Annotated in this window: 16 protein-coding genes; 12 read left to right on the top strand and 4 right to left on the bottom strand. The window is 68.3% G+C overall.

The window, feature by feature from the left end; all coding sequences use genetic code 11:
• Nucleotides 1-38: 38 nt before the first annotated feature.
• From ACTHQX_RS03210 to ACTHQX_RS03185, 6 genes are all read left to right on the top strand, one after another.
• Nucleotides 39-1,445 (top strand): RDD family protein, encoded by a 1,407-nt coding sequence (locus ACTHQX_RS03210; RefSeq protein ID WP_440155823.1) that lies wholly within the window; start codon nt 39-41, stop codon nt 1,443-1,445.
• Nucleotides 1,442-2,320: a PP2C family protein-serine/threonine phosphatase gene (locus ACTHQX_RS03205; RefSeq protein WP_440155590.1), complete on the top strand. Its 879-nt coding sequence runs from the start codon at nt 1,442-1,444 to the stop codon at nt 2,318-2,320. Before ACTHQX_RS03210 ends, ACTHQX_RS03205 begins: the two co-directional genes overlap by 4 nt.
• Nucleotides 2,307-4,094: a hypothetical protein gene (locus ACTHQX_RS03200; protein WP_440155588.1), complete on the top strand. Its 1,788-nt coding sequence runs from the start codon at nt 2,307-2,309 to the stop codon at nt 4,092-4,094. The genes ACTHQX_RS03205 and ACTHQX_RS03200 overlap by 14 nt, the downstream gene beginning before the upstream one ends.
• Complete coding sequence (locus ACTHQX_RS03195; protein ID WP_236807770.1) at nt 4,091-5,755, top strand: serine/threonine-protein kinase; 1,665 nt, start codon at nt 4,091-4,093, stop codon at nt 5,753-5,755. Before ACTHQX_RS03200 ends, ACTHQX_RS03195 begins: the two co-directional genes overlap by 4 nt.
• Nucleotides 5,756-5,861: 106 nt before the next feature.
• Nucleotides 5,862-6,566 (top strand): hypothetical protein, encoded by a 705-nt coding sequence (locus ACTHQX_RS03190; RefSeq protein ID WP_236807771.1) that lies wholly within the window; start codon nt 5,862-5,864, stop codon nt 6,564-6,566.
• Nucleotides 6,563-11,035: an FtsK/SpoIIIE domain-containing protein gene (locus ACTHQX_RS03185; RefSeq protein ID WP_440155586.1), complete on the top strand. Its 4,473-nt coding sequence runs from the start codon at nt 6,563-6,565 to the stop codon at nt 11,033-11,035. The genes ACTHQX_RS03190 and ACTHQX_RS03185 overlap by 4 nt, the downstream gene beginning before the upstream one ends.
• Nucleotides 11,036-11,128: 93 nt before the next feature.
• Here ACTHQX_RS03185 and ACTHQX_RS03180 read toward each other — a convergent pair whose 3' ends face one another.
• Nucleotides 11,129-11,458 carry a hypothetical protein gene (locus ACTHQX_RS03180; RefSeq protein WP_440155585.1) on the bottom strand — a complete coding sequence of 110 codons (330 nt, stop codon included), beginning with the start codon at nt 11,456-11,458 and terminating at the stop codon, nt 11,129-11,131.
• Nucleotides 11,459-11,552: 94 nt separating this feature from the next.
• On the opposite strand from ACTHQX_RS03180, the gene ACTHQX_RS03175 reads away from it, so the two are divergent.
• The 3 genes from ACTHQX_RS03175 to ACTHQX_RS03165 all read left to right on the top strand — a co-directional run bounded on the left by ACTHQX_RS03175 (nt 11,553) and on the right by ACTHQX_RS03165 (nt 15,148).
• Nucleotides 11,553-11,807, top strand: a complete 255-nt coding sequence (locus tag ACTHQX_RS03175) for a hypothetical protein (RefSeq protein ID WP_440174532.1) — start codon at nt 11,553-11,555, stop codon at nt 11,805-11,807.
• A 177-nt stretch (nt 11,808-11,984) separates the two neighbouring features.
• Nucleotides 11,985-14,312 (top strand): NAD-dependent DNA ligase LigA, encoded by a 2,328-nt coding sequence (gene ligA / locus ACTHQX_RS03170; protein ID WP_440155582.1) that lies wholly within the window; start codon nt 11,985-11,987, stop codon nt 14,310-14,312.
• A complete protein-coding gene (locus ACTHQX_RS03165) occupies nt 14,309-15,148 on the top strand; it encodes an inositol monophosphatase family protein (protein WP_236807776.1) in 840 nt (279 codons plus the stop codon). Before ligA ends, ACTHQX_RS03165 begins: the two co-directional genes overlap by 4 nt.
• A gap of 41 nt (nt 15,149-15,189) precedes the next feature.
• On the opposite strand, the gene ACTHQX_RS03160 is transcribed toward ACTHQX_RS03165, so the two are convergent.
• Complete coding sequence (locus tag ACTHQX_RS03160) at nt 15,190-15,702, bottom strand: cupin domain-containing protein (RefSeq protein ID WP_440155581.1); 513 nt, start codon at nt 15,700-15,702, stop codon at nt 15,190-15,192.
• 198 nt (nt 15,703-15,900) lie between these two features.
• On the opposite strand from ACTHQX_RS03160, the gene ACTHQX_RS03155 reads away from it, so the two are divergent.
• Together ACTHQX_RS03155 and ACTHQX_RS03150 are read left to right on the top strand one after the other, a co-directional pair.
• Entirely contained in the window at nt 15,901-16,413 is a 513-nt protein-coding gene (locus ACTHQX_RS03155; protein WP_236807778.1) for a GNAT family N-acetyltransferase, read from the top strand.
• Nucleotides 16,414-16,454: 41 nt separating this feature from the next.
• Nucleotides 16,455-16,838 (top strand): RidA family protein, encoded by a 384-nt coding sequence (locus ACTHQX_RS03150; RefSeq protein ID WP_236807779.1) that lies wholly within the window; start codon nt 16,455-16,457, stop codon nt 16,836-16,838.
• Between the two features lie 90 nt (nt 16,839-16,928).
• Here the strand turns inward: ACTHQX_RS03150 and ACTHQX_RS03145 are convergent, their stop codons facing one another.
• Together ACTHQX_RS03145 and ACTHQX_RS03140 are read right to left on the bottom strand one after the other, a co-directional pair.
• On the bottom strand, nt 16,929-17,591 hold the full coding sequence (locus ACTHQX_RS03145; RefSeq protein ID WP_102970760.1) for a response regulator: 663 nt from the start codon (nt 17,589-17,591) through the stop codon (nt 16,929-16,931).
• A 41-nt stretch (nt 17,592-17,632) separates the two neighbouring features.
• Complete coding sequence (locus ACTHQX_RS03140) at nt 17,633-19,333, bottom strand: ATP-binding protein (RefSeq protein ID WP_440155579.1); 1,701 nt, start codon at nt 19,331-19,333, stop codon at nt 17,633-17,635.
• A gap of 197 nt (nt 19,334-19,530) precedes the next feature.
• On the opposite strand from ACTHQX_RS03140, the gene ACTHQX_RS03135 reads away from it, so the two are divergent.
• A complete protein-coding gene (locus tag ACTHQX_RS03135) occupies nt 19,531-21,021 on the top strand; it encodes a CitMHS family transporter (RefSeq protein ID WP_440155578.1) in 1,491 nt (496 codons plus the stop codon).
• Nucleotides 21,022-21,071: the final 50 nt, after the last annotated feature.

The following is a 21,071-nucleotide window of genomic DNA, read 5'->3' as shown; positions in this document are numbered from 1 at the left end:
GGGGACCCGCAGGTGCCGGAGGATCTGGGGCTGCCGGGATCTCCGGGCAGTGCCCGCGCTGCGGGCAGCCTGTCCGCGCCGGAGCAAGCTTTTGCGGCGCGTGCGGGACGCCACTGCCTAACCGGGGAGCCCTGCTCGACCGGGGAGCCCTGCTCGACCGGGGAGCCCTGCTTGACCGGGGAGCCACGCGCAATCCGGGAGTACCGCCCGGCCTGGGCGGGAGGCAAGCGGGTCCGATTCCCGGTACCATCCCGGTAGGGCAGGGGGAAGGAACGGACATGTCAGGCACGCTCACGCTGGTTCCAGCGGCGCCGGGCAAGCGTCTCGGCGCTGCCGTCCTCGATTGGCTGGCCCCGGTGGCCATCCTGACCGTTCTGCTGTCCTTCGGGTTCGCGGGCATCACCAGCACGCGCAGCGCCGGACTCATCATTTACGACACAAGCCTGCTTGCCATCCTGTCGGGTATCGGCGCCGGACTGGTGCTGGCCTACGCTATTATCGTCGCAAGTGTCGAGGGCCGCTCCGGCAACACCATCGGCAACCAGCTCATGGGCATCCGCAGTGCTGACAAGGACGGGTATGCGCCTGGCCTCGGTGCTGTGTTCCTTCGGGGCATCGTGACCGGGGCAGGCATCCTGCTGGCCGTCCTTGCCGCAGTGTTGCTGGTTGTTTTCAGGTTGCTCGGCGCCGCCCTGCTCATCGTGGGGCCGTTGCTGCTCCTTGGCACTGCCTGGGCTGTGGTGGTGGTGCTCTCCAACACGTGGGACCGGAACGGCAAGCTCCGCGGATGGCATGACCGCGCCGCCAAAACCCTCGCGTTCGACGTCGTTCGTGGCCGCAACCCCGTGGCCACTGGCGGCATCGAAGGCCCGTACAGTTTCGCGCCGCTGGACTTGCCCCCGGTGCAGCAGGTGGCCTCCCCGGTTGCCTCCCGCACGCCGGTTTCTTCCAACACCCCGGTTTCTTTCAACACCCCGGTTGCCTCCAGAACCACCGCTGAGCCGGTACCGCCTGCAGCCCCGGACGCCACCGACCATCCGGTCAGCGCCGTCCATCCGGATGACGCCATGGACCGCACCCAGGTGCGTGGCGGGTCGCGCCAGGCGGCCCCCGAGGCGGTGCTGCGGATCAGGCTCGACGACGGCCGCGACTTCCGCCTGGAGCGGAGCGTCCTGATCGGCCGGAACCCTGCCCCGGCTGCCGGAGAATCGCAGGCCCAGCTCCTGCCGGTTCCGGACCCCGGCCGGACCATTTCCAAGACCCACCTCCACCTGCTCACGGACGGCACCGGGGTCTGGATAACCGACCGGCACTCGACCAACGGCAGCGCCATCACCACACCCGACGGCATACGCACGGCGCTGCAGCCGGGCGTACCAGCATTTGTCAGCCCCGGAACCACAGTTCATTTCGGGGACCGCACCTTCAACGTAGGACAGGCATGAATTCACAGCAGGCGGCCGGAACCCCAGGGACCGGCAGCGAGCCCGGCCTCAAGCTGAGCTATGGCTATGGCACTGACCGTGGGCTTCGCCGCGAGCTCAACGAGGACTCCTACATTGCCTCGGATCCTGTGTTCGCCGTCGCGGACGGCATGGGCGGCCATGAAGCCGGCGAGGTGGCCAGCGGCATGTGCGTGCGGGCGCTGGCACAGCTGCCGCAGCTGGCCACGGGGGAGCGGACGGCCACCGCGGGGGTTGTGCAGCAGTACCTCGCCAGCGCCGACGAATCGATCCGTTCCGCCACCGGCTCGCGGGCAGGGACCACGCTCAGCGGCGTGGTGGTGGTGGAACAGATGGGTGTTCCCTACTGGCTGGTCATGAACATCGGGGATTCCCGGACGTACCGGCTGAGCCAGGGCCGGCTCAGCCAGGTCAGCGTGGACCACTCCGAGGTCCAGGAGCTCGTCGAGAGCGGCGAGATCACGGCCGAGGAGGCTGCGGTGCATCCCCGCCGGCACGTGGTGACACGCGCGCTGGGCGCGGGCGACGAGACCGAGGCCGACTACTGGCTCCTGCCCATAGAGGAAGGCGACCGGGTGATGGTGTGCTCGGACGGGCTCAACGGGGAACTGACGGACGGACAGATCCTGGACGTCCTCAGCACTGTCGAGGACCCGCAGGAGGCGGTGGACGCCCTGATCCAGGCCGCATTGCGGCGCGGAGGCCGGGACAACATCACAGTGATCGTGGTCGATGCCAGGAACGTGCTCAATGAGGCCGGTGTGGCCACGACCGCACCGCGGACGGCCGCCGACGCGGAACAGGAGGACACGCTGCCGCGTGCCGGAAGCGAGGATGCTGTCAATGGCCGCAGCTAGCTATGTCCCCGGCGGATGGCTAGGCCTCATCCGCTCGGGAACTGCGGTGATCCTCGACCCCGCCACCCCGGCGCCGCTGGTCAGCACAGTGTGGGAATTGCTGGAGAAAAGCCCCGACGCTGCCGAGGTCTTGCACGCCGTGACGGGAGGATTCGGTGCACCGCTGTCCGCCAGCCCGTGGTTCGGGATCATCGCGTTCAGCGACTCACTGCGGGTATTCCTGCGCGGCGACATCGACCTGACGGTCGAGCTTCCGTCGGGTCCCGTTAACCTCGACGGCAGGAACGTCACCACCTGGACCGAGCGGTGGCTGGACGCCCCCGAGTGGTTCAGCGTTTCGGCGCCGGCCGGGTCGGCTTCTCTACTGTCAGAGCTGCCCGTGGTGGAAGGGGCCGTCCTCTTGCAGTCACTGCGGGTCAGTGTTGCCGGATCGTGCGGTGCTCTGCCGGCCGTTGCCGAGCCGGCTGGCGCCCTGCCTGCCGGCACCCATACTGCCGCCGAGCTTCCCGCCGCTCCGAAGGCTGAGGCCGCCTACTCCGAAGTGTCGGCTGAGACCATGGTGGGACTCACCGAGGACGCTTCCGTCGAGGCAGAGGAACCGGAGGAACCGGAGGCTGCTGTGCCTGCGATCGAGGCACCGGCGGCCCAGGCGGATGAGCACGAGCCCGCCGCCGAACTCACCGGTTCAGCCACCGAATTCACCAGTTCGTACGACCATCTTTGGGACAAAACCGTGGTGCGCAGCATCGAGGACGCCGCCGTTCGGACCGGCGAGGACGACGACGGCGGTACGCCGGCCACTGCGGAGACCGCGGTTCCGGAGGTGGCAGTTCCGGAGACCGCGGTTCCGGAGATGGCAGTTCCGGGGACCGCGGGCCAGGAACCAGCAAACGAGGAAACCGGGACTCAGGAGGTGCCAGCCCCGGTGCCCCCGTCGGCCCCTTCGCAGGCAGGACTGATCGACTCGGTGCCGTGGGCAACCGGAGGCGACCGTGCCACGGGACCGGAGGTCCCGACGCAGTTCGCAGCTCCGGAGGTCCCAACGCGGTTCCGAGCACCGGATGTCTCGACGCCGTTCATCGTACGCCCGGTGCCGCCCTCATTCTCAGCGCCTGACGCCCCGGCGTCGTCCGCAGGGCCCCAGGTCCCGCCGTCGTTCACCTCCATGCCCGCATCCGAGCCGCACGGGGTGGCGGAGGGGGACCACGACGGTCAGACCATCCTCAAGAGCGAGCTCCCCGCCTCCGGAGCGCAGCAGGCGGGACAGGAAGGCGGCCGGGGCGCAGAACCCGGAAAGAGCGCAGTGGCAGGCAACGGGCCGCTCGTGCTGGCCCGGGTGTGCCCCGCCGGCCATGCCAACCCTCCCACCAGCAGCCAATGCTTCACCTGCGGGATGCAGCTACCGGACGTGGCCGTCCAGGTGCCGCGCCCCAGGCTCGGCCGGCTGCGGCTGTCCACGGGAGAACTGATCGACCTGGACGAGTCGATTGTGATCGGGCGGCAGCCGTCCGTGTCGCGGGTCCAGGGCGGCACCATGCCCCGGCTGGTCCAGGTGGCCAGCCCCGGCGGCGACATTTCGAGGTCGCACGTGGAGGTCCGGCTGGAGGGCTGGCACGTGATGCTGTGCGACCTGAAGGCTACCAACGGCACCGTGCTGGTCCGCGAAGGCCAGCCGCCGCGGCGCCTTGCCCAGAATGAAATGGCCATTGTCCTGGACGGCGACATCGCAGAGCTCGGCGATGACGTTTCCTTGCGCTTTGAGGAGATCCTGTGAGTTCCAAGCGGCCGGCGGCCCCACCGCCCCGCATCCCCGGTTTCAGCTATGTAAGCCTGCTCGGCTCGGGCGGCTTCTCTGACGTCTACCTCTACGAGCAGGACCGGCCGCGCCGCAAGGTGGCGGTTAAAGTGCTGCTGTCCGGCCTCAAGACGGAGGGCGCCCGGCGCCGGTTCGAGTCCGAGGCCAACCTGATGGCCCAGCTGTCCTCGCACCCCTTCATCGTCACCATTTTCGAGGCCGAGGTGACCGAGGACGGGCATTCGTACCTGGCCATGGAGTACTGCTCACGGCCCAGCCTGGACGTCCGGTACCGCCGGCAGCGGTTCAGCGTCGATGAGGTCCTGGCCGTCGGCATCCAGGTGGCGTCCGCCGTCGAGACGGCGCACCGGGCCGGCATTGCCCACCGGGACATCAAACCCGCCAACATCCTGGTCACGGACTACAACCGCCCGGCACTCACCGACTTCGGCATCTCCGGCACGCTGGCCGGCGATGTTGATGAGGACGCGGGGATGTCCATCCCGTGGTCCCCGCCCGAACAGTTCCGCGACGGCAACGTCGACGGCGTGATGGTGGACGTGTGGGCCCTCGGCGCCACGCTGTACACACTGCTCGCCGGACGGTCACCCTTCGTGCTGCCAGGGGCCGACAACTCCCAGCGCGAGCTCATTTCGCGCATCACCAGCATGCCCGTCCCGCGCCTGGGCCGCGCCGACGTGCCGGAATCCCTTGAACTGGCCCTGGCCACGGCAATGGCCAAGTCGCCCTCCTCACGCTATTCGTCGGCCCACGCTTTCGCCCTTGCGTTGCAGCGGATCCAGGCCGAGCTCAACCTGTCCGTGACGCCATTCGAGGTGCTCGAGGAACGCCAGGAGGACGTGGACCTGGACGACGGCGTCGAGGAAACGCGCGTCCGCAACGTCGCCTCCATCGACCCGGACCGGACCGGAAGCGCCCCGACGTTCCCGGCCCGCACCAAGCCGCTGGACGGCGGAGGAGCTGCCGCGGGCACCCTCCCGGGGCGGGCCCCGGGGACCGCTGCACCGACGCCGGGGCCGGGCCGCCTGGCGCCCCAGGCCACCTTTTCGGCGGCGGGTACCGCGCCGGCCAGGGAGCCTGCGCCGTTTACTTCACCTGCCGCGGACGATTGGGCAGGCGCCACGGTCCTGCGCAGCAACCGGCCCAAGGCCGCGGAGGACGATGTACAGGGTCAGGCGGCGGACCAGCCGGCCGATCACGGGAAACGCAACCTGTGGCTCGCCATCTCCGGCGGAACGCTCCTGGTGCTGGCCGTCATCGTGGGCATCGTGGTGGCATCAGCTGCGCCGCAGCCGCAGGCCCGGCCCACCGAGACGGTCAGCAAGCCGCCCGCCGACGCCGTCGACGACGGGTCCGTGCCCGACGTCGCCAAACTGGCCGGCAGCGCAGGCGCCCAGGGGAAGGTCCGCTTCACCTGGACCAACCCGCAGCCGAAGCCGGGGGACATGTACAAATGGCGGATCAAAACGGTCAAAGGCGGCGGAAGCTATCTGTCGACGTCGGCAACCCGGGTGGACGTCACCGCGAATCCGGCGGAACCAACCTGCGTCCAAGTCATCCTGGTCCGCAGCGACGGAACCGCATCACCGGCGGGCGAGGATTCCATCGCCTGCCTGTAGCCCGCCAGCCTTAACACCCCGGCAGCTTTAATACCGGCGCGGCAAGACGCGGAAGGCGTCAACAGCTGCCCGCCATCAAACAGCATCAACGACAAGACAGGGAAACATGGGAGACCTGGCCATAGACTTCTGCGGCGAGTGGTACGAGCCCACCGACGAGGACATCTTCAACATCGGCCGCGAGGGCGACCTGGAAGTCGACGACAACCCTTACCTGCACCGACGCTTCCTACAGATCGCCAGGTATGACGGCATCTGGTGGCTCAGCAACGTGGGCAGCCGCCTCTCCGCCACGGTGGCCGACGGATCCGGCGGCATGCAGGCCTGGCTCTCGCCCGGAGCCCGGCTGCCGCTCGTCTTCAGCCACACCAACATCATCTTCACGGCCGGACCCACCACCTATGAATTCGCCGTCCACCTCAAAACGCCGTCTTTCCGGCAGGAGGTGAGCAGCGAAACCAGCGGCGGTGACACCACCATCGGCCCGGTGGTCTTCACGGACTCGCAGAAAGCCCTCATCGTGTCGCTTGCTGAACCCATGCTCCGGCGCGAAGGCACCGGATTCACCGCGATTCCCTCCTCCGCAGAGGCGGCCCGGACCCTGGGCTGGGCCCTCACCCGGTTCAACCGGAAGCTCGACAACGTGTGCGACAAACTGGACCGTGCCGGAGTGGCAGGCCTCCGGGGAGGCGGCGGCAAGCTGGCCACCAACCGCCGGGCACGGCTCGTCGAGCACGCTGTCACCTCACACCTGGTCACAGCCAGCGACCTGCACCTCCTGGAAAAGATGCGCGGAGACAGCGAAGCATGAGAATCCGACTTACCCTGCGCCGGGATCCCGCCGAGGCTAAGGACCTGGCAGTCACCGTGGACGGCCGCGCTACCGTCGCGGACATCGCCACCGAGCTGTGGACGGCGGACCCCGCGCGGCGGCAGCAGCCTGCTCCGCCGAACCTCTCGCTCCGGATCGACGAGGCATTCGTTGCCGGCGGCATGCGCGGCATCGTCCTGGACCGGACGGACAACCTGCTCGAGTCGGGACTGCGGCCCGGGTCGGTCGTTTCGCTCACCCAGGTCAGCGACCAGTTCGGGAACCCCAACGACGCCGGCCCGGCCGCAGACCGCGGCCCCGCCGCGGCGACGCTGCGCATAGTCTCGGGGCCCGACGTCGGACGGGAATTTTCCCTGCCCTCCGGCACCAGCTACATCGGACGGGACCGGGACGTGGACGTCCGGCTTTCAGACCCCCTGACGTCGAAGCGGCACGCCCGCATCACCGTGGGGGAGAGCATCGAAATCGTCGACACGAACTCCGCCAACGGCCTCCAGATGGACGGCCTGCCGGTCACCCGTGCCACGCTGAACTCCTCGGACACCGTCACGCTGGGAGACACCGAGCTCACCGTGGTGCCGCTGGCGCGCAGCGGCGCGGCAGCTCCGACGTCGCCCCTGGTGGACTTCAACCGCTCCCCGCGCGTGATCCCCCGGTTCGCCCCGGCCAAGCGCGTGCCCCCGGCCGGACCCAAGCGGCAGGAGCACCACCCCTTCCCATACATCATGCTGATCGCCCCGCTGATGATGGGCGCGGTGCTGTTCACGGTGACCCAGAGCATGACGTCAGTACTGTTCATGCTGATGATGCCGCTCTTCCTTGTGGGCCACTACGTGGACCAGAGGCTGCGAAGCCAGCGCGAGCGCAAGGAACAGCTGAAGCAGTTCCGGGCGGCCATGGCAGCCTTCCGGCAGGACACCACCGAGCTGCAGCGCGTTGAGCGGGCGGTTCGGCTCCAGGAAGCGCCGTCCGTCAGTGACACTGTCGACTCCATCTACAAACTGGGTCCGCTGCTCTGGACCCACAGACCGGAGCACTCCGGGTTCCTGGCGCTCCGGTTCGGGCTCGGCACAGTGCCGTCCCGGATTCCGTTCGAGGAGCCGAATACCTCGGAAACCGAGACAGAGTACCGGCGCGAGATCGAGGGCTGCCTGGACCAGTTCCGGCAGATCGAGGGCGTGCCGGTGGTTTCACAGCTGCGATCCGCCGGCTCGTTCGGCCTCGCCGGGCCGCGCGGACTCGTCGATGACGTGGCGAGGGGAGTGGTGCTCCAGCTCGTGGGCCTGCATTCACCGGCGGAAGTAGCTGTTGCCGCCATCACCTCGGCCCGGTCCCGGGAACGCTGGAACTGGCTGCAGTGGCTGCCGCACGTCGGCTCGAGCCACAGCCCGGTCAGCGGCGACCACCTGGCTGCCGGCTCGGCAGGCGGCACCAGCCTGCTGTCCCGGCTCGAGGACCTCGTGGAACTCCGGGAAACTGCTATGCGTTCGCACGGCCCAGCGCAGGGTCCCGCGCACCGCCCGGGCATCCCCCAAGAAACCGCGGATGTTCCGGCGCCGGTGCTGCCGTCGGTCCTAGTCATCGTCGAGGACGACGCGCCGGTGGACCGCGGCCGGCTGACCCGGCTCGTGGAGCGCGGACCCGATACCGGGGTCCACGTCCTCTGGGTGGCCGCCGGCGTCGAATCCCTTCCGGCCGCCTGCCGTGACTTTCTTGCGGTGGACGGCGAGCACGGGAACACCACCGGCCAGGTCCGGCTGGGACGCCACACCTACCCCGTGAGCTGTGAAAGCCTCGACGCCGAACTGGCAGGCCAGCTGGCCCGCATGCTCTCGCCCGTGGTCGACGCCGGTAAACCGTTGGAGGACGACTCGAACCTGCCCCGCGCCGTCTCTTACGCGACTCTCATCGGCAAGGACTTCCTGGAAAATCCGCAGGCCGTGGCGGAACGCTGGCAGGAGAACAACTCCGTCCGCTCCACCGCCGTCGCCAACCGCAAGGACAACGGCTCGCTGCGTGCCCTGGTGGGTTCCAAGGGTGTGGAACCTCTCCACCTGGACCTCAAGAACGAGGGGCCGCACGCGCTGGTGGGCGGCACCACCGGCGCCGGCAAGTCCGAGTTCCTGCAGTCGTGGGTGATGGGCATGGCTACCGCGTACAGCCCGGACCGCGTCAGCTTCCTGTTTGTGGACTACAAGGGCGGCGCCGCTTTTGCCGACTGCGTCCACCTGCCGCACACCGTGGGCCTGGTCACCGACCTCTCGCCGCACCTGGTGCGCCGCGCACTGACGTCCCTGCGGGCTGAGCTCCACTACCGGGAACACCTGCTCAACAGGAAAAAAGCCAAGGACCTGCTCTCGCTCCAGCGCGAGGCGGATCCCGAGGCCCCGCCCTACCTGGTGATCGTGGTGGACGAATTCGCTGCTCTGGCCACCGAGGTGCCCGAGTTCGTGGACGGAGTCGTCGACATCGCCGCCCGCGGCCGGTCCCTCGGGCTGCACCTGATCCTCGCCACCCAGCGCCCCGCCGGCGTCATCAAGGAAAGCCTGCGCGCCAACACGAACCTTCGGGTGGCGCTGCGAATGGCCGACGAGGACGACGCGACGGACATCTTGGGCGTGCCGGACGCCGCCTACTTCGACCCCTCCATCCCGGGCCGCGGCGCGGCGAAGACCGGTCCGGGCCGCATCCAGGGTTTTCAGACCGGCTACGCCGGCGGCTGGACCACCGAACGCCCGCAGCGTCCGCAGATCGACATCGTGGAAATGGCCTTCGGGTCCGGTCCTGCCTGGGAAACACCGGCCGCCGACACTGCAGTGCAGGACGAACCGGCCGGGCCCAACGACATCGCCAGGATGACCGCCAACGTCATCGCCGCGGCGGACCTGCTGGCCATCGAACCGCCGCGGAAGCCGTGGCTGAACGAACTGGCCACCACCTACGACTTCTCGCTGCTGCCGAACCCGCGCACCGACGAACGGCTCCTGCTGGGCGTGGCGGACGACCCCGCCCGCCAGGACCAGCCCACCGTCTTCTACGAACCGGACAAAGACGGCAACATGGCCATCTACGGCACGGGCGGTTCAGGCAAGTCCGCGGCCCTGCGGGGCATCGCCATCGCCGCTGCCGTCACGCCCCGCGGCGGCCCCGTCCACGTTTACGGAATTGACTGCGGCTCCGCCGGGCTCAAAATGCTCGAAGAACTCCCGCACGTGGGCGGGATCATTGACGGCGACGACGTCGAACGCGTGGGCAGGCTGCTGCGCTGGCTCAGCGACCTCGCCGAGGACCGGGCGAACCGTTTCGCTGAGGTCCGGGCCTCCACCATCGGGGAGTACCGCACGCTTGCCGGCCTGCCGGACGAAAAGCGCATCTTCGTGCTGGTCGACGGCATGTCGGCCTTCCGCGAGGCCTATGAGTACAGCAAGCTCTCCGGTCTCTGGGACCTCTTCCTGCAGTTGGCCACCGACGGCCGTCCCCTGGGCATCCACCTCGTTGTTACCGGTGACCGCCCCAACTCCGTCCCGGCGTCGTTGCTTGCCTCCATCCAGCGGAGGCTGGTACTCCGGCTGTCCGCCGAGGACGACTACCTCACCATGGACGTGCCTAAGGACGTCCTGGGCAAGGCTTCGCCTCCCGGGCGCGGGCTGCTGGGCGGTCACGAGGTGCAGCTCGCCGTCCTGGGCGGCAACTCCAACCTGGCCCTGCAGGCGCGCGAAGTCCACAAACTAAGCGAGGCCATGCTCCGCCAGGGCGTGGAGAGGGCCCCGCGGATTGAACGGCTGCCCGAGCAGATCGACCTGGACATCCTGCCTGCCGGCCTGCCGGACCTTCCGGTGGTCGGCGTGGACGACGAAACGCTGCAGCCCGCCACACTCATGGCCAAGGGCCCGTTGCTGCTGTCCGGCCCGCCCGGCGCCGGCCGGACCGTTGCCCTGGTGACCCTGGCCTACGCGCTGCGCCGGTCCAACCCCGGCACCGAACTGGTGTACCTTGCCGCCAGGAAGTCCGCCGTGGCGTCCCTGCCCGTGTGGGACCGCTCGCTGGTGGGGGCCGACGACGTCGAGGAGGCGGTGGCAGCGCTCACGGACCACGCATCGGCCAACCCGGGCAAGGTTGCCATCTTCATCGAGGGTCTCACGGAGTTCACGGGAACCCTGGCCGAGTCAGGCATCGAAAGGCTCGTCGCGGCGTCCATCAAAGCCGACCAGTGGGTCGTGGGGGAATCCGAAACATCCACCTGGTCCTCAGCTTGGTCGCTGGCGCAGCCGTTCAAGTCGGGCAGGAGGGGACTGCTGATTAACCCCGGCGACATCGACGGCGACAGCCTCCTCAACACGTCACTCGGACGCGTCGGCGGCGGCTTCATTCCGGGCCGCGGCTACATCATCGGCAGGGGCAAGGTGCGCAAGCTCCAGATCGCGCTGCCGCCGGAAAACCGGCAGTAGTTGAGTATTGGTTAATTTGGTGCGCCGCGGGGGACTGTAGGAAGATACCCGGGACAAAACTCGGCGGGGGAGGGTCCCGCGCGGCTGCAAAGGTTACCCCATGATCCGTCTTCCTCTTCTGCGCGGCGCGCTAGTGCCCGGAACTGCCGCTGCCATGCTGGCTTTCACGGTGATGACCGGGGCCGCCGGAGCTGCCCAGGCAGCCTGTTTGCCGGAGGGACCGTGCCAGGAGTCGCCCGCGCCTGTGACTCCGCCGTCGTCCGGTTCCCCGGCGCCGACGACGGCGGCGCCCGTTCCGACGAATGCCCCTGCGCCGCCGCCGGCCCAGAAGGCGCCGGTCGCACCGGCTCCGGCGCCCGCGCAGCCGGTGCGACCGGCTGCGCCTGCGGCGCCGGTGCAGCCCGTGGCGCCCGCGATGCGCATGGCTCCTGGACCCGTCACACCCGTGCCTGCTCCCGCCGCCGTCCCGGCAGCGAATGCCGGGGTTGTGGCCGCGGTGCCCGCTGCAACACGGCCCGTGACCACCCCCTCTGCCAGCCCGGGCCCGTCGTCGTCCGAGTCTTCTGCGCCGTCTGTGTCTTCTGCAGAGTCCAGCTGGACCAAACCGATCGCCACCCCCGCCGCCAGCCAGGCCGCCGCCGTCGTAGTCGCGGACAAGGGGTCCGGCCTCGGCATCTTCGGCCTGTTCGCCGTCATGGGCGGCGTGCTACTGGTGGGCCTGGGCGGACTGGCCTTCGCCCTGTGGAGCCGGAACCGCCCCGGTCACTGGTAAAGGCTTTCGCCGGCGCCGGTTTAGATTGGCACCCGGCATACCCGGCATACCCGGCATACCCGGCATACGCGTCATACCCGGCATCCCCGTCACGGGAGGCCCGGCATACCCGGCATCCCCGTCACGGGAGGCCCGCGGCCGCGGCAAAATGTCGGGGCTGTAAGGCAAGATAGGTCTGTGAGCACACCATCAGGCCCCACAGAGCAGATATCCAGCACAGAGCAGACCTCCAGCACAGACAGCGCAGCCACCGCAACTGACCAGCTTGAGCCGGGAGCCACTCCCTCTGAGTCGGTACGGGATGAGTACCAGAACCTGGCGGACCTCGTCCGGAAGTACCGGTTCGCGTACTACCAGGAGGACGAGCCGCTCGTTTCGGATGCCGAGTTCGATGCTCTCTTTCGCCGGCTGGAGGAACTCGAGGCGCTGCATCCGGAGCTCGTTTCCAATGATTCGCCCACCCAGGAGGTTGGCGGGGAAGTGTCCGCGGCGTTTGCCGCCGTCGAACACCTCCAGCGCATGTACAGCCTCGAGGACGTGTTCTCCCTTGAGGAACTCCAGGCCTGGATCGCCAAGGCGGAGGCCGGGGTGGCCAAGTCCGGGAATCCGGAGGCTGCCTGGCTGACCGAGCTGAAAATAGACGGCCTCGCCGTGAACCTGCTCTACCGGGACGGCAAGCTGGTCCGCGCGGCCACCCGCGGCGACGGCACCACCGGCGAGGACATCACGCACAACGTGCTCACCATCAAGGAGATCCCGCAGCAGCTCAGCGGCAGCGGTTTTCCCGCCGAAATGGAAATCCGCGGCGAGGTGTTCATCCCGTCCAAGGCGTTCGCCGAATTTAATGAGGCACTGATTGAAGCGGGCAAGGCGCCGCTGGCCAACCCGCGGAATGCCGCGGCCGGTTCGCTCCGCCAGAAAGACCCGGCAGAAACCGCCAAGCGCCCGCTCCAGATGTTCGTCCACGGCATCGGCGCGCGCGAGGGCCTCCAGGCCGCCAGCCAGTCTGAGACCTACCGGCTACTGGCGGAGTGGGGGCTGCCGGTCAGTCCGTACTTCGAGGTTCTCGGGAGCCCGGCAGAGGTGCTGAAGTTCATCGAGAACTATGGGGACAAACGGCACAGCCTGCTCCACGAGATCGATGGCATCGTGGTAAAGATCGACGACTTCGCCACCCAGCGCGCCCTGGGCTACACCACGCGGGTTCCGCGCTGGGCCGTCGCCTACAAGTACCCGCCCGAGGAAGTGCACACCAAGCTCCTGGACATTGCCGTGAACGTCGGGCGCACCGGCCGGGTTACGCCGTTCGGAATCATGGAACCGGTCAAGGTGGCGGGCTCCACCGTGGGAATGGCCACCCTGCACAACCAGGACGTGGTCAAGGCCAAGGGCGTCAAGATCGGCGACATTGTGGTGCTCCGCAAAGCCGGCGACGTCATTCCGGAGATCGTCGGCCCGGTGCTGGCGCTGCGGGACCAGCAGGACCCGCCGGTGCGTGACTTCGTCATGCCCACGGAATGCCCGTCCTGCGGCACGCCGCTGGCGCCCGGGAAGGAAGGCGACGTGGACATCCGCTGCCCCAACGCCAAGTCCTGCCCGTCGCAGCTGCGTGAGCGCGTGTTCCACGTTGCCAGCCGGGGAGCATTCGACATCGAAGCGCTCGGCTGGGAGGCGGCGATCGCGCTGACCCAGCCGACGGAGCCTGAGGTCCCGCCGCTGGTCAGCGAGGCGGCCCTTTTTGACCTGACGCCGGAGGACCTTGAACCGGTGAAGATCCGGCGCGAGAAGCGGTCCAAGGGCGTTCCCACCGGAGAGTTCGAGCTGGTGCCGTACTTCTACAGCAAGGGCACGGCCAAGACGCCGTCCAAGCCGACAGCCACCACCGGGAAGCTCTTCACGGAACTCGAAAAGGCCAAGACCCAGCCTTTGTGGCGCGTTCTGGTGGCGCTGTCCATCCGGCACGTCGGCCCCCGCGCATCGCGCGCGCTGGCCAACCATTTCGGCACCATGGACGCCATCCAGCAGGCCTCCGAGGAAGAGCTCGCGGGTGTGGATGGGGTCGGCCCCACCATCGCCGCGGCCCTCAAGGAATGGTTCGCCGAGGACTGGCACATTGAAATCATCGACCGCTGGGCGGCAGCCGGGGTCCGGATGAAGGATGAACGTGACGAGTCCACGCCGCGCACCCTCGAGGGGCTGACCGTGGTGGTCACCGGGACCCTGGAAGGCTTCAGTCGCGACGAGGCCAAGGAGGCCATCCTGGTCCGCGGCGGCAAGGCAGCAGGGTCGGTGTCGAAGAAGACCAGCTATCTGGTGGCCGGCGACAACGCCGGCACCAAGCGGGACAAGGCCGAGCAGTTGGGTGTGCCCGTCCTGGACGAGGACGGTTTCCGGGAACTGCTGGCCAACGGGCCCGCCATGACTGACGGGGATGGCGCTGCTGCTGAAGCCGAAGCCGAAGATCCTGAGGCAACCCCTGCCCCGAGCGAAGAGGATTCCGAATGACGCTCGATACCGCAAGCCCGTTGGACGTACCCGGGCTCCTCGCCGTGGCCAAGGCCGCCGCGGCTGCCGGTGCCATGGTGCTTGGCGAACGAAGCAACGGCGCCCTGGACTCGGGGACGGTGGCCAACAAGGGCGAGGCCGGCGACTGGGTCACCGCCTTCGATGTTGCTGCCGAGGAAGCGGTGCGCACGGCAATCCGCAGCGCGCGCCCGGGCGACGCGATCACCGGCGAGGAGCACGGGACAACACGCCCCGAGCAGCCGACCGGGCTGCGGTGGTCCATCGATCCGCTCGACGGCACCACCAACTTCATCCGCAACATCGTCTACTACGCCACCTCAGTGGCGGTTGCCGATTCCGACGGCGTGTGGCTCGCCGGCGTCGTGCATGCCCCCGCGCTGGGCCGCGTGTACTACGCATCCAGGGGCCAGGGCGCCTGGCTGGAGCAGGACGGGAAGCGGGTCCAGCTCACTGGCCCGGTTCCCGGCCGCACCGGCCAGATCCTGTCCACAGGCTTCAGCTATGACCCAGAGGTGCGCGCGGAGCAGTTCGCGGCGCTCGGCAGCGTCGTGGACGGCTTCGCCGATGTCCGGCGGCTCGGCTCCGCCGCGTTGGATCTCTGCATGGTCGCGGACGGAACGGTCGATGCCTTCGGCGAGCGGGGCCTGAACGAGCACGACTTTGCCGCAGGCGCGCTGGTGGCCGAGGAAGCCGGCTGCTGGGTGCGGCGCCCCCGGCTCACCAGCCCGCTTGAAGGCGGGCCCTCCGCCGAGGAACGGCTGTCCGCCTGGACGTGCGCGGGGACCCTCGAGATGTCCGGCAGGTTCCCGCTGTAGGTCGCATCCGCCGCTGCCCGGGCCGAATGCAGCCCGGGGGTTCACATCCGCGGCGGGGTCAGGTTGTAGCGCGCAATGATGTCCGGCAGCCAGGGCGCTTCGGCGAAGCGGAGGCCGAAGTGGGCCGCGAGTTTCTCGACCGTCTCGGGGTCCGGCAGTCCGGCCTCGATGTGGTTGGCAACGCCCCAGAAGAAGTGCTCAAATCCTGCCGGGCTGATCACCTCAATCATGCGGGCGGGCACCTTTCCGGCGTTCCACATGGTGTGAAGTTCATTCCGTGGCTTCGTGATGTACCCGCCCGCGCCCAGGACTGCCTCGCGGTCTCCGGACCGGAACCCTATCTCGCCCTCGATGACGATCGAGTATTCGTCTTCGCGGGTGTGGATGTGCGGGGGCACCAGGGCGCCGACTGGGAACGGGTGCTCCACAATGGACAGTTGCTGGTTGGTGTCCTCGCCAAAGAGCTTGAACACTATGCCGATGCCGCCGAGCGTTGCCTCTCTGCCTTGTCCGGGCTGCACGACGGTAAGTCGCGGAGCCTCATCCTCGTTCATGGCCCTTCCCTTCATTCCGATGCGCCTTGAATGGTGCTGAACATGTGGTGCAGGAAGTATGGTCCTGCCGGCACTGCGGGTCTACACCCAAAAACAAAGCACTGGCCATCCTGCGTGCGTCTACGCGGGCCTGATAGATCAGTCACGGAAACAGCTGTTTCGCAGGGAGCATCGGCTGGACGGCACTACCATTGACGGGTGCAGCCGCAGATCACCGTCCGTCCCGCCGTCCCCGCCGACTTTGCGGCCATCGCCCGCATCACCAGGGACGCTTACCTGGCGGCCGGCTACTTCGACGACGCGGATCACCCGTACATGAAGCAGATCCAGGACGTGGCCGCCCGAGCGGAGAAAGCCACCATCTGGGTGGCGGAGCGCGCCGGCACGATCGTTGGTTCGGTAACGCTGGCGCTGGCCGGTGAGAAGTATGCCGATATCGCGCTGGACGACGAGCTTGAGTTTCGCATGCTGGTGGTGGATCCGGCCGTGCAGCGCAGCGGCGCCGGCTTAGCTATGGTCGAAGCGATTATTGCGCACGCCAGATCGCTGGACGGGATCCGTGCCGTGGCACTGACCACCGGCGGGGACTGGGAAAGCGCCCACGGGCTGTACCGGAAGACAGGCTTCCGCCGGGTGTCCGAGCGCGACTGGTATGTGCCCGGCACCGACATAAAGCTGCTGGTTTTCAGGCTGGACGTCCAGCCCGCCTAGAGTGGAGCCGACTTAAAACCCCTAGTGAAAGGCGCAGCAGCATGCGCAAGACGTTCGGCACCGGCTCGGTCTGGGAACAGAAGCTCGGCTACTCCCGCGCGGTCCAGGTGGACAACACGCTCTACATCTCTGCCACCTCTGCCAGCGGCGAGAACGGCATCGTCGGCAGCGACTTCTACGAGCAGACCCGGTTCATCCTGCAGAAGCTGGAAACCGTTCTGGCCGACGCCGGATTCGCGCTCGCCGACGTGGTGCAGTCCAAGCTGTACCTGACGGATATCAGCAAGTGGGAGGATGCCGGCCGTGCGCACGGCGAGGTCTTCGGCGAGATCCGTCCCACGCTGTCTTTGGTCCACGTGCTGCCGTTCCTGGACTCGGAAATGCTCGTGGAGATCGAGCTCGTCGCGCAGAAGAGCGCCAGCTAGAACTTCCCCGCCTGCAGCGCGAACTGGGAGCAGATGCCCTCAAATCCCGGTTTTGAGGGCGTTACCTGCCAGTTCGCGCTGTTTCGAGGGTTACTGCGGGGGGAGGCCGTAACGGTGTTCGGGCCGCCCGGTGGTGCCGTAGCGGAGCTGGATCTCGACGGCGCCATCATCCGCGAGCGAGGACAGGTACCGCTGCGCGGTGGCCCGGGACACGCCAACCCGCCGGGCGACGTCGGCCGCCGAGTACTGCTCGCCGGGCACCAGTGATTCCAGCACAGCAGCCTCCGTCGCGGATCTCGGCTTGGCGGACGGCGAGACGTCACCGGGAATGAGCGCCCGCTTCGCCCGCTCCACGGTGTCCTGGTCCAGGGAACCGGGCTGGCCGAGGATCCGCCGGTACCGGGCATACGAGCGCAGTTGCTGCGACAGGGATTCGGCCGTGAAGGGCTTGAGCAGGTACCCGAGTGCGCCGCGCCGGAACGCAGTCCGCAGCGACGCCGCATCCGACGCCGCACTGAGAATCATCGTGTCCACGTCCAACTGATGCAGGAGGTCAAGGCCCGAGGCGTCCGGCAGGTACACGTCCAGCAGCACGAGGTCCGGGCGCAGGCTGTGGATGGACTGCAGCGCCAGCGACGCCGAACCCGCCGGGGGCAGCGCCAGGAACCCGGCCACGGAGTCCACATAGGCGGCGTGGAGCTTGGCGACGTGGAAGTCGTCATCCACGATCAGCACCCTGAAATCCTCAGACATCCTCGTCCTTCCGTCCGGTATTCATCGTCCTTGCACGCCCATCAGTCTTTGCGCGCCGTGGTGGTGCCCGGCAGCGTGGCCATGAACACCGCACCGGGTCCACCACGGTTCCCGGGTTCGAGCACTGTAACGTCGCCACCGCGCCGCCGCGCCAGTTGCCGCGCCAACGCCAAGCCCAGGCCTTGGCCGCCGGCGCGGACCTGTCCCTGGAGGGCACTGCCGCCCGCCGTCGTGAACCCTTCGGCGAACACCGCCTCCGGGTCGCCGCCGTCTGGCAGCCCGTCGCCGGAATCGGCGACGACGACGTGCAGGGTGCCCCCGCCGTCGCCCTCCGCATCCAGCAGCTCAAGCTCTACCCAGCGATCGGCGGCCGTACCGGCCACCGCCGCGTTGACCGCGTTGTCGATCAGGTTTCCGAGGACTGTGGTGACGTCCTGCGGCTCCGTCACCTGGCCCCGGACCAGGGTTTCGGGCCCGATCCGCAACGATACCCCCCGCTCATCGGCTTCCACGCCCTTGGCCCCGATGAAGGCCTGCAAGTAGGGGTCCTGCAGCAGTTCGGCCTGGTCCACGGGGAACTTCAGCGGGCCTGTAGCGGCGAGCCTTTCGAGGTAATCGCGCGCCTGCTGATGCTGGCCGATGCTCATGAACCCGGCGATCGTGTGCAGCTGGTTGGCGAACTCGTGCCGCTGCGCCCGCAGTGCGGTGGACATGGTCCCCACGGCGTCGAGCTGCCGGGTCAGGTGCTGCAGCTCGGTGCGGTCGCGGAGCATGACCACCCAGCCCAGGTCTTCGCGGCGGTGCAGCGCCTTCCGGGCGCTGGCCACCAGAACCTGCTCCCCGGCCACCAGTTCCACGGCCTCGCCCTCACGGGCGTCGGGCAGGGTGAGGGCCTTGAGCCGGGCCGGTACCGGGGCGTCCTGCCAGAGCTGGCCGGAAAGGTCGGGCTGGCCAAGGAGGCGCTGGGCCGCGGCGTTGAACACGCTGATCCGGCCGTCAGCGGAGATGCCCACCACCCCCTCGTCCACGCCTTCCAGGACCGCCACCTGGTCGTGCACCAACGCCCCGATCTCCTCCGGCTCCAGGCCGAGCGTGAGCCGCTGCAGCCGGCGCCGGAGCAGGAAGGACGCCAGGACACCGGCGGCTAGCGAGCCGGCCGCTGTCAGCACGATCGGCACGATGTCCCGGGCGAGGCTCTGGCCGATGGACTCGGTGGAGTAGCCGACGCTGACCTCGCCCACCACGGAACCGGAACCGGGACCCGGTGCGAACACGGGGACCTTCGCCCCGGCCGACGGGCCCAGCGTGCCGGTGTTGCGGGTGGTCACCTCGCGGCCGGCAAGCGCTTCGGACGGGTCCGTACTTACGCGCTCGCCCAGCCGGTCGGCGTCGGGATGGGCCAGCCGCAGCCCTGTTTCGTCGGTGATCACCACGAACAGGGCTCCGGTGCTGGCCCGGGCGCCCTCGGCTACCGCCATGAGCGGCCCGGCCTTCAGTTCCGCGGGCGGGGGAGTGCCGGGCTGCCGACTGATGGCCTGCACGTTGGCACGGACGGTAGGGTCCGAGGCCACGGTCCGGGCCAGCGTCAGCGCTTGGTTTTCCGCCTCGCGGCCCAGCCGTTCGAACGTCAGCCACGCATGCACAGCGCCGCTAAGGAGCACGACGAGGAGCACCACGCCCAGCTGCAGGAGCAGCGTCTGGGTGGAGAACCTGAGCGGAAGCCTGCCGGCGGGCCTCGTCATGGCACTCCTTAATGGATCGGGCGGGCTGCAGGGCGGCTTGGGCCGGCAGCGGGGCGTGTGAGCAGAATGAGCAAAATGCTCCCAATAAGCAGTATGCCAATCAATTGAGCCAAAGGCACTGCCGTGATCGGGGCCACTCTAGTCTCTGTAGTACGCATCACACCGGGGTGGTGCTGTTCACTTAGAAGGAGCCGGCTGTGCTGGTATTACTTGGATTCGCCATGATCGCGGTTTTCATGGTGCTGATCATGACGAAGAAGTTGACGCCAGTGCTGGCGCTGATTATTGTCCCCACCGTTTTCGGTCTGTTCGCAGGCGCCGGCCTCGGCATCGGCGACATGGTTATGGACTCGATGAAGTCCATGACCTCCACCGCCGCGCTGCTGATGTTCGCCATCATCTACTTCGGCCTGATGATCGACGTCGGACTGTTCGATCCGCTGGTCCGGTTCATCCTGCGCAAGCTCGGCAATGACCCCGCCAAGGTGGTCCTGGGCACCGCGCTCCTGGCTGCTGCCGTGTCGCTCGATGGCGACGGCTCCACCACCTTCATCCTCACCACCGCGGCCATGCTGCCGATCTACCTTCGCCTGAAGATGAGCCCTGTGGTGCTCACCTGTGTGGCCGGCCTGGCCAACGGCACCATGAACATCGTGCCGTGGGGCGGCCCCACGGCCCGCGCCGCCAGTGCCCTGAAGATCGACGTCAACGAAGTCTTCGTCCCCATGATCCCGTCGCTGGTCGCCGGCCTCGCCGTCGTCCTGGTCTTCGCCTGGGTGCTTGGCCTGCAGGAGCGCAACCGCCTCCGCACCACGCAGCCGGAAATCTGGGGAACGCCGAACACGGCTGAGCAGTTCACCGCTGAAGGGTTCGACGGCGGAGCTCCCGCCGGCGGCGGCCGCACCGGTTCCGGCCACGGTGGTTCGGGCCGCGGCACCGCACCTGTTCCCGCTACGGGCGGCCCCGCCGGCGGTTCGTCGGTGGCTGTCCTGGAACGCACCGAGACCCTGGTGGACGACAGCGACACGGCCATGGCGGACACCGCGCTGGACCCCAACCGCAAGACCCTGCGCCCCAAGCTGCAGTGGTTCAACCTGGCCCTCACGGTCGCCGTCATGGGCATGCTCATCGCCGACCTCGTGCCGCTGCCGTACGTCTTCATGGTCGGCTCGGCCATCGCCCTGCTGGTGAACTTCCCGCACGTCAAGGATCAGGCCGCGCAGATCGTGGCCCACGCACCGTCGATCGTCGCCGTTGTGAGCATGGTCATGGCCGCCGCAGTCCTCACCGGCGTCCTGACCGGCACCGGCATGGTTGAAGCAATGTCCGCCTGGCTGGTCCAGATCATCCCGTCCAGCATGGGTCCGCTCATGGCAGTCATCACCGGCGTGCTCAGCATCCCCATGACGTTCTTCATGAGCAACGACGCCTTCTACTTCGGCGTACTGCCCGTCCTGAGCGAGACCGCCGCCCACTACGGCATCAGCGCCGCCGAGATGGCCCGTGCCTCCATCACCGGCCAGCCGTTCCACATGCAGAGCCCGCTGGTTCCCGCCATCCTGCTCCTGGTCTCCCTGGCCAAGGTAGACCTGGGCGACCACCACAAGAAGGTCCTCTGGAGGAGCGCAGTAGTAGCCCTGGTAATGCTCGGAGTAGGAATCCTGACAGGAGCAATCGGCATCCACTAAGGCTCGTCCTCCCGCCCGGTCCGGAGGCCGAGATGGCAGTTCGCGGCAGT

It is taken from the genome of Arthrobacter sp. SAFR-023 (assembly GCF_051965295.1).
In the GTDB taxonomy this organism is placed as follows: Bacteria; Actinomycetota; Actinomycetes; order Actinomycetales; family Micrococcaceae; genus Arthrobacter.
The sequence above is the reverse complement of the archived record's forward strand: the minus strand, read 5'-3'. Positions and strand labels throughout refer to the sequence as shown.